The organism is Polyangium jinanense, from assembly GCF_028435365.1.
Map to the genome: position 1 here is coordinate 300593 of NZ_JAGTJJ010000001.1, position 12762 is coordinate 313354.

General features: G+C 69.2%; 9 protein-coding genes and 1 pseudogene. 4 read left to right on the forward strand and 6 right to left on the reverse strand.

Translation table 11 applies throughout. The features are described 5' to 3' along the window. Positions 1 to 48: 48 nt before the first annotated feature. From KEG57_RS01190 to KEG57_RS01205, 4 genes are all read left to right on the forward strand, one after another. Complete coding sequence (locus KEG57_RS01190; RefSeq protein ID WP_272418503.1) at positions 49 to 1047, forward strand: NAD(P)H-dependent glycerol-3-phosphate dehydrogenase; 999 nt, start codon at positions 49 to 51, stop codon at positions 1045 to 1047. Positions 1048 to 1131: 84 nt separating this feature from the next. Next, on the forward strand, positions 1132 to 2526 hold the full coding sequence (locus tag KEG57_RS01195) for a hypothetical protein (RefSeq protein WP_272418502.1): 1395 nt from the start codon (positions 1132 to 1134) through the stop codon (positions 2524 to 2526). A gap of 86 nt (positions 2527 to 2612) precedes the next feature. Next, entirely contained in the window at positions 2613 to 4529 is a 1917-nt protein-coding gene (locus tag KEG57_RS01200) for a sigma 54-interacting transcriptional regulator (protein ID WP_272418501.1), read from the forward strand. Beyond that, entirely contained in the window at positions 4530 to 6962 is a 2433-nt protein-coding gene (locus tag KEG57_RS01205; protein WP_272458012.1) for an endonuclease MutS2, read from the forward strand. It abuts the gene before it with no gap. Between the two features lie 82 nt (positions 6963 to 7044). On the opposite strand, the pseudogene nusB reads toward KEG57_RS01205, so the two are convergent. The 6 genes and pseudogenes from nusB to KEG57_RS01235 all read right to left on the reverse strand — a co-directional run. Then, positions 7045 to 7464, reverse strand: a pseudogene (gene nusB / locus KEG57_RS01210) (transcription antitermination factor NusB); the annotation flags it as partial. Between the two features lie 18 nt (positions 7465 to 7482). Continuing rightward, the gene (gene ribH, locus KEG57_RS01215; protein ID WP_272458014.1) at positions 7483 to 7989 is read right to left on the reverse strand and encodes a 6,7-dimethyl-8-ribityllumazine synthase; all 507 of its coding nucleotides are present in this window, start codon (positions 7987 to 7989) and stop codon (positions 7483 to 7485) included. Positions 7990 to 7999: 10 nt separating this feature from the next. After that, positions 8000 to 9265 (reverse strand): 3,4-dihydroxy-2-butanone-4-phosphate synthase, encoded by a 1266-nt coding sequence (gene ribB, locus KEG57_RS01220; protein ID WP_272458015.1) that lies wholly within the window; start codon positions 9263 to 9265, stop codon positions 8000 to 8002. Next, positions 9195 to 9935: a riboflavin synthase gene (locus tag KEG57_RS01225; RefSeq protein WP_272418497.1), complete on the reverse strand. Its 741-nt coding sequence runs from the start codon at positions 9933 to 9935 to the stop codon at positions 9195 to 9197. Before KEG57_RS01225 ends, ribB begins: the two co-directional genes overlap by 71 nt. A gap of 23 nt (positions 9936 to 9958) precedes the next feature. After that, positions 9959 to 10303, reverse strand: a complete 345-nt coding sequence (locus KEG57_RS01230; protein WP_272418496.1) for a PilZ domain-containing protein — start codon at positions 10301 to 10303, stop codon at positions 9959 to 9961. An 8-nt stretch (positions 10304 to 10311) separates the two neighbouring features. Further along, a complete protein-coding gene (locus tag KEG57_RS01235; RefSeq protein ID WP_272418495.1) occupies positions 10312 to 12564 on the reverse strand; it encodes an Rne/Rng family ribonuclease in 2253 nt (750 codons plus the stop codon). Positions 12565 to 12762: the final 198 nt, after the last annotated feature.

Below are 12762 nucleotides of genomic sequence, written 5' to 3' on the forward strand. Positions count from 1 at the left end.
TCCGAGCGCAGCCCCAAGCGTCGAAAGCGGTGATAGCGTTTTTGCCTCATGTCGAAGGTGGCAGTCCTCGGCGCGGGCGCGTGGGGCACGGCGCTCGCGAAGGTCCTCGCAGACAAACAAAACCCGACGTTCCTCTGGTCGCACCGCGAAGAGCTCGCGCTCCTCATCAACGAGCGACGCGTCAACGAGCGGTACCTGCCCTCGGCCCCGCTGCCGCCGACGCTGCGCGCGACCGGCGACCTCGAAGAAGCGCTCGCCGGCGCCGAGCTCGTCGTGCTCGTCGTGCCCTCGCACGCGATGCGCGAGGTCGTGAAGCTCGCGCGGCCGTACATCCCGAACCGCGCGCTCATCTGCAGCGCGACGAAGGGCATCGAGAACGACTCGCTCATGTTGATGAGCGAGGTGCTCGTCGACGAACTCGGGCGCGGCGTGGAGCCGCGGCTGTCGTATTTGTCGGGCCCGAGCTTCGCGAAGGAGGTCGCCGCGGGGCAACCGACGGCCGTCGTCGTCGCGGGCAAAAGCAACGACGAGACCGTCGCGGTGCAGCACGCGTTCGCCACGGAACGGCTGCGCGTCTATCAGTCGGACGACGTCGTCGGCGTGGAGGTCGGCGGGGCGCTGAAGAACGTGGTGGCCATCGCGGCGGGCGCCGCCGACGGGTTCGGCTTCGGGCACAATGCGCGCGCCGGCTTGATCACGCGTGGCCTCGCGGAGATCGCCCGCATCGCGATGGTCAAGGGCGGCAGTCCCCTCACGCTCGCGGGTCTCTCCGGGCTCGGCGACCTCGTGCTCACGTGCACCGGCGAGCTCTCGCGCAATCGAACCGTCGGCTACGAGATGGGGCGTGGGCGCACGCTCGACGACGTGCTCACGCACCTCGGCCACGTCGCCGAGGGCGTCAAGACCGCAAAGAGCGCCTACGATCTCGGGGTGAAGCTCGACGTCGACATGCCCATCACGACCGAGGTCTACCGCGTGCTCTACGAGCAAAAGCCCGCGCTCCAGGCGGTCGTGGACCTCATGAACCGGTCGCTGCGCAAGGAATGACGCGCCCGATCGCGCCTCGCCGACGCGGTCGACATTGCGCAGAAGAAGGCAGGAGAGCTGGAAAGGTGTAGACTCTCTGGCGCGATGCTACGTGCGCGTTGGTTCGCTCTCCTTGCTGCAGCTCTTTCCCTTGGCGTCGCCGCGACCGCCGCGGCGCAAAACCCGGTCCCGGATCCGTCCGGTCAGCCGCCGCCTCCGCAGCCCTTCCCGCTGCCGACGACGCTGCCCACGATCCCGGGCCTGCCGCCGCTCGTCCCGCAGCAGCCCGCGCCGCAGCCGGATCCGAACCAGCCGCAGCAGCCCCCGCAACAGCAGCCCACGCTCCCCGGCCTGCCCACGATCCCGGGCCTGCCGCCGCTCATCCCGCAGCAGCCCACGCAGCCGCAGCAACCCACGCAGCCGCAGCAAAACCCGTACGGTCAGCAGCCGTATGGCCAACAGCCGTATGGCCAACAGCCGTATGGGCAGCAACCTTATGGCCAGCAACCTTATGGTCAACAACCTTATGGGCAGCAACCGTATGGCCAGCAGCCCTGCGTGCAGCAGCCCTATGGCCCGCCCTGTCCGTCAGCGCAGCCCGTCGTCCCGCTCGTGCAGGATCGGACGAAGCTCGAGATGGGCTACCTCTACGGCGCCTCGATCGCCTGGGGCGTGACCACCGGCGTCTGGATCGATCTCGAAGCGGAAACGGAAAACCCCGGCCTCGCGCTCATCGCGCCCGCGCTCTTCGGCGCCGCCGCGCCGACCGCGATGTTCTTCCTCGACCGACCAAAGATGCCCCTCGGCCGCCCCTCCGCGATCGCCACCGGCATCATGCTCGGCTCGGGCGAGGCCGCGCTCATCTGGACGCGCCAGTACACCACCGCCAAGTCGGGCGAGGAGTGGGGCCCGAAGCAATATTTCCGCGCCCACGTCATCAGCTCGACCCTGGGCGGCGTCGGCGGCTTCCTCACGCATTACGGCCTCAAGTATCGCCCGCAGACGAGCATGTTCGTCGGCTCGGCGGCGCTCTGGGGCGCGATTGCGGGCGGCGCGTTCGGCGGCGGCGGCAGCAGCGGATCGTGGAGCGCGTGGGCCAACGACGGCGTCTTCCTCGGCGGCCTGATTGGCTACAACCTCGGCATGGTCGCGGCCGCGGGCGTCTCCGCGGTGTGGACGCCGTCGTGGAACCAGCTCGGGTGGATGTGGGGCGGCTTCGGCGCGGGCGCCGCCGTCTCTGCGCTCGTCTATCCGTTTTATGCGCTCTCGGACGACGCTGATCCGCGCAGCGGCCTGATCTTCCAGGGAGTCCTCTCCCTGCTCGGCGCGGCCGGCGGCGCGCTCATCGGCGCGCCCGAGTCCAAGAGCCAAACGACCCAGGCGCCCGCGACGACCATGGGCATCGGCAATCACCCCAAGTTCGCGCGCATCCTCGGCCCCTCCATCATGCCGGTTCAGGGCCCCGGCGCAGGTGTCTCGCTCGTCGGCGAGCTTTACTGAAGCCCGGCTCCGTAGCCGGGCCTCCCTACCTCGAACGGCGCGCCGGGGCCGACGCCCGCGGCAAAAGCGCTATCCTCCGGGTCCCCATGCCGACACTGAAGTACTTCGCCGCCCGCGGGGCGCCTCGGGTGTATGCCGTGCACAAGCCGGTCACGACGATCGGCAAGGCGCTCGGAAACGACGTCGCGCTCGCGGGGACGGGGCTCGCGGACCATCACGCGCAGATCTCCTTCGACGGTCGCGACTTCGTCCTCGAAGAGCTCGACCGTGACGGCGACATCCAGATCAACGGCAAGAAGAAGCGCCGCGCGCGTCTCGTCCACGGCGACCGCGTCACGCTCGGCAGCGTCGAGCTCGGCTTCTCGATGTTCTCCGAGGCCACGAAGGCACGGCAGGACGACGACGACCCGAGCGAGAAACGCGAGACACCCGGCGTCTCGGCCGAGCTCGCGGGCGTGCGCAAGCTCTTCGCGTTCAGCGAGAAGCTCATCAACCGGCGCAGTGTCGACGAGCTGCTCGAAGCGATGCTCGACGACATCATCGAGCTCACGCACGCGGACAAGGGATTCCTCCTGCTCGTCGAGGGCGCCGAGGAAGCCGCGGATCCGGGCAAGGGCGCACGTCGCGAGGCCCAGGGCGAGGAGCGCAAGCTCGTGGTGCGCGCCTCGCGCAACGTGCGGCGCGAGGCGATCACGGATGCGCAGGGCTCGATCTCGGACAGCATCGCGCGGCAGGTCCTCGCCTCGGGGAGGTCGCTCATCGTCTCGGACGCGCTCGCGGACACGCAGTTCGGCCGCAGCGAGAGCGTCATCGCGATGAAGCTCTCCAGCGTCATGTGCGCGCCGCTGCTCTCGCAGGGCGAGGTGATCGGCGCGCTCTACGTCGGCAACGACAAGGTCAAGCACCTCTTCGATCGCACGCAGCTCGAGCTGCTCGGCATCTTCGCCTCGCAAGCGTCGCTGATCCTGCAGAACGCGATGCTCCTCAGCGCGCTCAGGGCCGACAAGGCGAAGCTCGAGGCGGAGCTCAAGGACAAGAAGTTCGGCGAGATCATCGGCGCGTGTCCGAGCATGCTCGAGGTCTTCCGCAAGCTCACGAAGGTGGCGGCGACGGACATCAGCGTGCTCATCACGGGTGAGACCGGGACGGGCAAGGAGCTCATCGCGCGCGAGATCCACAGGCGTTCGAACCGCGAGAACGGGCCGTTCGTCACAATCAACTGCGGCGCGATCCCGGAGAACCTCATCGAGAGCGAGCTCTTCGGCCACGTGAAGGGCGCGTTCACCGGCGCCATCGCGAGCCGGCCCGGCAAGTTCCAGGTCGCGGACAAAGGCACGCTCTTCCTCGACGAGATCGGCGAGCTGCCGCTGAACTTGCAGGTCAAACTGCTTCGCGCGCTGCAGGAGCGTGTCGTCTTCCGCGTCGGCGACTCGAAGCCGGAGAAGGTCGACATCCGCATCGTCGCCGCGACGAACCGGAACCTCGAAGAGGAGATCCGCGTGAGCCACTTCCGCGAGGACCTCTACTACCGGCTCAACGTCGTGAACCTGTGGCTCCCGCCCCTGCGCGAGCGCGGTGACGACGTGCTCATCATCGCGAAGGCGCTGCTCTCGAAGTACGCGGACGAGCTCGGGAGCTCGGTGCGCGGCTACAGCCCCGCGGCGCTCGCGGCGATCAAGAAATACGGCTGGCCCGGGAACATCCGGCAGCTCGAAAACCGCATCAAAAAGGCGCTCGTGCTCTGCGACAAGACGCTGCTCGGCCCCGAGGACCTCGATCTCGGTCCCGGCGCGGAGACCGCCATCTTGCCGCTCGAGAAAGCGAAAGAAGAATTCCAGCGCAGGTACGTCCTCGAAGTGCTGGAACGCAACAACGGGAACCGCACGCAGACCGCACGCGACCTCGGCGTCGATCCACGCACCATCTTCCGGTACCTGGAGAAAGAGCAGAACCCGATGCCGAGCGGCGCGGGCGGCACGCCGCGGGATCCCTCCGAAGGCTGAATGGAAAGCACCGAAGCCCGGACCCTCGCCCACCCCTGTCCCGACAAAACGCGCGCCGATCTCGAATGGGATCGGCTGCTCGCGGCGCTCGCCGATCGCGCGGCGAGCGAGGCGGGCAAGCGCATCGCCCGCGATCTCCCGTTCGCCTCGACGCACGAGGGCGTACGGGTCGCGCTCGGCGAAGTGCAGGAAGCCGTCGACCTCGACCGCACGGCCGAACCCTTGCCCGCGCCCGACGTGCCCTGGGTCGAGGCCGCGCTCGATCGCGCGCGCATCGGCGCGACCTTGGCGAACGAGGAGCTTCGCGCGGTGGGCCGTTGCCTCGCGGAGGCCGGCCGGCTGCGTCGTTTCCTCGCGGCGCGCAAGGCGCGGCTGCCGCTGCTCTTCCGCGCCTGCTCGACCGATCCGGGCCTCGACGCGCTCGAGCGCGAGGTGAGCTCCGCGTTCGATCCCGACGGCACGCTCTCCGATCGCGCTTCGCCGCGCCTCGCGGAGCTCCGCGGCGAACGACGGAACCTGCGGGAACGCCTCGTCCGCAAGCTCGACGAGATCATGCGCAAGCACGCGGACATCCTGCAGGACACGTACTACACGGAGCGCGACGGACGGTACGTGCTGCCCGTGCGCGCCGACGCGCACGAGCGGTTCCCGGGGATCGTGCATGCGACGAGCGGGAGCGGCGCGACGCTCTTCGTCGAGCCGCGTGTCGTCGTCGACATGGGCAACCGCCTGAAGATGCTCGAGGCCCTCGTGCAGCACGAGGAGGAACTCGTCTACGCGGCGCTCAGCGCGAAGATCGGCGGCGAGATCGATTCGGTCGCGGCCGCCGTCTTCGCCCTCGCACATGCGGACGTGCGCGCCGCGTCCGCGCGCCTCGCGAAGGATCTACGCTTCACGTTCCCCGAGGTGCCAGAGGCCGAATCCGTCGGGACGATCCGGCTCGTGGGCGCACGCCATCCGCTGCTCGCGCTCGACGGCGTCTCCGTTGTTCCGAGCGACCTCGGGATCACGGCAGGCCACGCGATGATCGTCTCGGGCCCGAACGCGGGCGGCAAGACGGTCGCGCTGAAGACGCTCGGCCTCGCCGCGCTCTGCGTCCGCGCGGGCCTGCCCGTGCCGGCCGAAGAAGGCTCGCGTGTCGACGTCTTCGAGGTCGTGCTCACGGACGTCGGCGACGATCAGAGCCTGCACAAGAACCTCTCCACATTCAGCGCGCACGTGCAGAACCTCGCGCACATCCTCGCGGACACGCGGCCCGGCGCGCTGGTACTGCTCGACGAACTCGCGGGCGGCACGGATCCGCGCGAGGGCGAGGCACTCGCATCCGCAGTGCTCGACTCGCTCTGCGCGCGCGGCGGCACCGTCGCGACGACGACCCACTACGAGGGCCTCAAGGCGCTCGCGCTCGCCGATCCGCGCTTCGAAAATGCCTCCGTCGGCTTCGACATCGCCACGATGAGCCCGACGTTCCGACTCTCGATGGGCATCCCCGGCGCGTCGAGCGCGCTCGCCGTGGCGCGACGCTTCGGCATCCCGGGCACCGTGCTCGAACGCGCCGATCGCTTCCTCTCGCGCGAGGCCGTGCGGTTCGAGGACATGGTCGCGAAGCTCCAGGCCGAGCGAAACGCGCTCGAGGTCGCGCGTACGTCGGCCGAGCGCGAGGCCGGAATCGCACGCGACAAGCAACGCGCGCTCGACGAGGAGCTCACGCGCCTCCGCGCCGAGGAGCGCCGCTACGTCACCGAGGCCGGCCGCGAGCTTTTGGAGTCGATCCGCAAGGCGCGGCAGGACATCCGCGACGCCCAGGTGCGCCTCCGAGCCAAGCCCACGGCCGAGGATCTGCGCGCCGCGGCCCGCGCGATCGACGCCGTCGCCCAGAAGACGAGCACCTTCGGCGAGCTCGAACCCGCTGGGCGTGACGAAGGTTTGTCCCGCGGAACCGTCGCGCCGGCCGAGATTCGCGTGGGCACGCGCGTCTACGTCCCGCGCCTGCGGGCCGAAGCCGACGTCGTCGAGGTCCTCGCGGGCGGCCAGCTCCGTGTCGCCGCCGGTCCGCTCAAGCTCACCACCTCGGTCGCCGAGGTACGCGCCGCCGACGGGGGTTCGTCCGAGAAAACCCGCGCGGGCGGCGGCAAAAAGCGCGTCGATCTCGACGCGGCCGCCGATCCCGACATCCCCATCCAGACGAGCGAAAACACCGTCGATCTCCGCGGCCTCCGCGCGCACGAGGCCGTCGGCATGGCCGAGCAGTTCCTCGATCGCTCCGTCGGCGCGGGCCGCCGCGTGGCTTTCCTGATCCACGGCCACGGCAAGGGGGCCCTGCGCGACGCCGTGCGGGACGCGATGCGCCAGAGCCCCTACGTCTCCCGCCTCCGCCCCGGCGAACCTCGCGAGGGCGGCGACGGCGTCACGGTCGTCTGGCTCCGCGCTTAGCGGGCCGGTTTCCTCCGCCGCCTCCGCCGCCGTCGCGCTTGCCCGCGCCCTTGTTGGGATCGGCCTGCTTGCTTGCAGCGGCGCGATCACGATCGATGCGCCCGAGATCCTCGGCGATCCGATCGAGCACACCGTTCACGAACGCCGACGAGTCCTCGCTGCCGAAGCGCTTGGCGAGCTCGACCGCCTCGTCGAGGATGACCGCGCGCGGCACGTCCCCACCGTTGATGAGCTCCCACGCGCCGAGGCGCAGCACGTTCCGATCGACCCGCGCCATCCGCTCGAGCCGCCAGTTCACGCTCGCCTTGCGAATCGTATCGTCGACCTTCGTGAGGTCCTTCTCGACGCCTCGCACGATCTGGTCGGCGTACTGCCGGCCTTCCGGATCGCCGGGCGTCAAACGCCAGTAGTGCATGATCACGCGCTCAGCGGAGCTCGTGCCCTGCTCCAGCGCGAACAACATTTGCAGCGCGGCCTCGCGGCCCGTCGACCGAGCGCCCATGGTCTCGAGAGCTTTCTGTCAAAGCCCGGCGCCGTCGAGGGCCGAGGCGAGCGAGACCATCTCGATCGCGCTCACGGCGGCCTCCCAGCCCTTGTTGCCTGCTTTTGTCCCGGCTCGCTCGACCGCCTGCTCGATCGTGTCGGTCGTCAGGACGCCAAACGTCACGGGCACGCCCGTCTGCAAGGAGACCTGCGCGATCCCCTTCGTCACCTCGGACGCCACGTAGTCGAAGTGCGGCGTCGAGCCGCGGATCACCGCGCCGAGCGCCACGACCGCGCTCACGCTGCGCTTCTCCGCGAGCCTGCGGACCACGACGGGGATCTCCCACGCGCCGGGCACGCGCACGATCGTCACGTCCGAGATCGAACCGCCGTGCCGCGCGATCGCGTCGAGCGCGCCATCGACCAGCCTGTCGACGATGAAGTGATTGAACCGGCTCACGACGAGGGCGAACTTCGCCCCCGACGGGACGACCAGGTGGCCCTCGACCGTGCGCGGAGCGCCGCGCTCTCCGTTGGTGCTCATCCTACTTTCCTCAAGCCTCGCCCTGCATGGACACGAGCGGCACGCGCTCGACCACCTCGAGCCCGAACCCGTCGAGCCCTGCGATCTTCGTCTGGCTGTTCGTCAGGAGTCGGAGCTTCTGGCAGCCGAGGTCCGCGAGCACCTGCGCGCCGAGCCCGAACTCCCGCAGCGCCTGCTGCGGCGCGCGCGTCTCCTGCGTCGTGCGGCCCTTCGCTTCGAGCTCGGCCGCGAGATCGAGCCGCGGCGGGATGTAGAGCACCACGCCCTCGCCCGCCTTCTCGATCAGCGAGATCGCCTCGCGCAGGTTCGACCCACCCTCGAACGGCGTCGAGCTGAAGAGGTCGGCCACGAGCGCGCCCGAATGCACGCGGCAGAGCGTGGGCTTCGCGCCGTCCACCGTGCCCTTCACGAGCGCGAGGAACTGCCGCGCCTCACCGATGATCTCGTAGACCGCCGCCGTCCACGTCGTGCCCGTCAGATCGAGCCGGATCTGCCGCTCCGACACGCGACGCACGAGCCGCTCGGTCTGCAGCCGGTACTGGATGAGATCCGCCACCGACAGGATCACGAGCTCGTGGTGCGCGGCGAACCGCTCGAGGTCCGGCATCCGCGCCATCGTGCCGTCGTCGTTCATGATCTCGCAGATCACGCCCGCGGCCCGCAGGCCCGCGAGCCGCGCGAGATCCACCGAACCCTCGGTTTGTCCCGTCCGAACCAGCACGCCGCCGCGCCGCGCGCGCAGAGGAAACACGTGCCCCGGCGTGACGAGGTCCGTGGGCCGCGCGTCCGGCTGAATCGCGACCTGGATCGTCCTCGCGCGATCGGCCGCGCTGATGCCCGTGGTCACGCCCGTGCGCGCTTCGATGCTCACCGTGAACGCCGTCCCGAGGGGCGGACCGCCGCGCCCCGGCGCGCTCATCATCGGCAGCTCCAGCCGCTCGACCTGCTCCTCTTCGAGCGTGAGGCAGATGAGGCCGCGGCCGTGCTTGGCCATGAAGTTGATCGCCTCTGGCGACACGCGCTCGGCGGCCATGCAGAGGTCGCCCTCGTTCTCGCGGTCCTCGTCGTCGACGAGGATCACCATCCGGCCGCTCCGAATCTCGTCGAGCGCGCGGTTCACGCGGCCGAGGACGGCAGAGTCGATCGTCAGTCGATGCGGCATGGTGCCCCCGCCCTTTTCGCCCGCGCGCCCCGCCGCGAGCTCGTCAAAGGAATCCCCCCGATCGGAGCTTCGCGAGGAGGCGTTCGTCCCTGGATTCGTGGTGGTGGTGCTCATCGTTCTCTGCGACCTCTCCTCCCCACCCCGGCGCCTCTTCCGATGAAGGCGTAGCGCGCACTCCGCTCGCGATCGAAAGCTGCCGCGCCACGTAGCGCGCGAGCACATCGACTTCAAGATTCACGGCCTGCCCCGGTCGAAGATCGCCGAGGTTCGTCCGCCCGAGCGTGTGCGGCACGAGCATGACCTCGAACAGGACACGTGACGAGCGCCCCTGCCCCTGATCCGTCACCCGGTTGATCGTCAGGCTCACGCCATCGATCGCGACCGAGCCCTTGTCCGCGAGGTACGGCGCCAGCCCGCCGTCGGTCTCGACCACGAGCCTCGTCGCGTCTCCGCTCGGCGCCCGCTCGCTCACGCGCCCGATGCCGTCCACGTGCCCGAGCACCATGTGCCCGCCCATCCGCCCGCCGAGCTTCATCGCTCGTTCGAGGTGCACCCGCGCGCCTACGGCAAGTGCGCCGAGCGTCGTCCGATCGAGCGTCTCGGAGGACATGTCGCACTCGAACCCGCTCGGCCGGATGCGATCGACCGTGAGGCATGCGCCGTTCACGCTGATCGACTCGCCGAGCTCGAGCGGCCCGAGCGAGCATTCGATGAACGCGCGCGCGACGGGGCTGCCGGCCCTTTGCCGGAGGATCCCGATGGTCTCGACGAGGCCCGTGAACATCCGCTTCGGTTCGATCCGAGGGCTTACTCTTTGTTTGCCTGCGCGGCGAGCAGACGGTCGACGATCCGCTTCGACTCTTCGTCGAGCTCGGTGAACACGACGCCCATGCCGGGCGGGTCGTCGTGGATGCGCACCACCTCGCCGATGCCCTCGATCGTCTCGATGTCGTCCATGATCACGGTGAAGCGCAGGTTGACCTTGGTGCCGACCTCGAGCGGGGTCTTCGAGCGGACGAACACGCCCGTGCGGGAGATGTTCGACACGTACTCGTTGATGAACGAGTCGTAGCTCTCGAACTCCTTGTTGATCGTGACGCGCTCGTCCTTGCGCGGGCCGTGGTCAACAGGAGGACGGTCGCTCTCGTTCATGCGTCACCTCATCTGCCGAGCAGGTCGAACTGTTCGAGGTGGTATTCCTTGCGGGGGACGAGCTCGATCCGGCGCGTGAACAGGCGCTCGGCCTCTTGCACGGCGACACGCTCGTCGTTCTTCAAAAGATCGACGATCGCCGGGTGCGCGTTGACGATGACCACGTACCCCGGGAGGTTCAGGCGCTCGCGGCGGATCTGCCGCAAGATCTCGTACGCGATGCTCTGCTTCGACTGGAGCTGCCCGGTGCCGTCGCAGTAGAAGCACGGCTCGAGCATGATGCGCCCGAGGCTTTCCCGCGTGCGCTTGCGGGTCATCTCGATGAGGCCGAGCTCCGAGATCCGGTTGAACGTGGTCTTGGCCTTGTCCTTCGACAGGAGCTCCTCCAGGCGCTTGCGCACCTTCTCGCGGTTGCCCGCGCGCTCCATGTCGATGAGGTCGAGGATGATCAGGCCGCCGATGTTCCGGAACCGGAGCTGGTAAGCGATCTCCTCGACCGCCTCCAGGTTCGTCGTGAGGATCGTCTCTTCGAGATCGCGCGATCCTTTGCCCACAAACTTTCCGGTGTTCACGTCGATCGCCGTGAGCGCCTCGGCCTGATCGATGATCAGGTGGCCGCCCGAGGGCAGCGGGACCTTGCGCGACAGGGCGCGCTGGATCTCGTCCTCGATGCCGTACGCGTCGAAGATCGGCTCCTCGCCCTCGTAGAGCTCCACGGCGTCCACGCGCTCCGGCATGAACATCTCCATGAAGCGCTTCAGCCGCACGTACTCCTCGCGGCTGTCGATCACGATCTTCTCGATGTCGTCCGTGAAGAGATCCCGCGCCGTCTTCAGCACGAGATCGAGCTCCGTGTAGAGGCACGCCGGCCCCCGCACCACGCTCTCGCGCTTCTTCACGACCTCGCCCCAGAGCCGCACGAGGTAGCCGACGTCCGACTTGAGCTGCTTCTTCGTCAGGCCCTCGGCCACCGTGCGCACGATGAGCCCGCCCTGCGGCGGCTTCATCGACTCGATCGCCTCGCGCAGCCGCGAGCGCTCCTTCTCCGAGCCGATGCGCTTCGAGATGCCCACGTGATCGACCGTCGGCAGGTACACGACGTACCGGCCCGGCAGCGACACGTGGCTCGTCACGCGCGCGCCCTTCGTCCCGATCGGCTCCTTCGAGACCTGCACGAGGACCTCCTGGCCCTCGCGGATCACCTCGCGGATCGGCGTCGTCTTCGAGACGCGCATCGGCTCGTGGTGGCCGCCGTGCGCTCGCTTCGTGGTCGTACGATCGCCCCCGCGATCACGACCTCCGCGACCTCCATCCCGACCGCGTCCCTTCTCGCCGCGGTCGCGGCTGCGCCCTTCCTTCGGCGTCCGCGACGTCTCGCGTGCGGCCTCCTTGGGCGCTTCCTTCACCGCCACCACCACCGCAGCAGCTGCGGCCTCCGGCCGACGATCGCGGGTTCGTCCGGACCGACGCACACGACCACGTTGCCCACGACCACGCCGTGAGCGCCCGCCGCGCGGTTCCGTCGGCGAGGTCTCGGCCGCCTCGCTGGCTGCGCCCTCGACCTTCACCTCGGCCGCCTGCGCCTCCGCGCCTTCCTCGGCCTGCGCTGCGTCCTCTTGCTCCTCGGGCTCCGCGCTCGCTTCGGTCGCCTCGACGGCTTCGACAGCCTCGACGTCGCCTTCGTCTTCCGACTCCGTCGTGTCGTCCGCCTCTTCCTCGGCACGCGCCTCGTCTGCGAGAGCTTCCTCCGCGGCGAGCTCCTCCGAGGCCGGTTCGTCCGAGGTTGGCCCCTCGGTGCTCTGCGCCTCGGATGCCGGCTCTTCCTCGCCCTCTTCGTAGACCTCTTCGCCGCTCGGCTCGGCCATCACGTCGAGTGCGGTCGGCAGCGAGATCGACACGTCGCGCTCGGTGCGCACCGGCTCTTCGGGCACGTGCGCCGTGATCTCGGGCGGAGCGTGCGCCGGCCTTTCTTCTTCTTCGTGCGACGTGCCGTGCGTGTGCCGACCTGCGAGGTACGCGTCGAAATCGTCCGGCCGGATCAGGTCCTCGACGTGCAGGAAGGCCGCGCGTTCGAGCCCGATGTCGATGAACGCGGCCTGCATGCCCGGAAGAACACGGCTGACCCTGCCGAGGTAGATGTTCCCGAGGGTCCCCTTCTGCGCATCTCGCTCGATGTGCAGCTCGGCGATGATCCCGTTTTCGATGAGGGCGACGCGCGTCTCGCGGATGTCGACGTTGATGACGAGGAGATTCTTACCCATGCCACTGGAGCGCCCTTACCGCGCCGCGAGCGAAGGGTTACCACGACAAGCCCGGGCCATGAAGCCGATTGGCTCGCCTTTCGTTCAGGGATCGTCCTTCGCGACGGACCCGCGCTTCACCGGTGCCCCCGGCGGCGCGACCAAGGGCGGCTCGGGTCGGGCCGGCCGAACCGCGGAAGTGCAGGAAAGCGGGAAGGT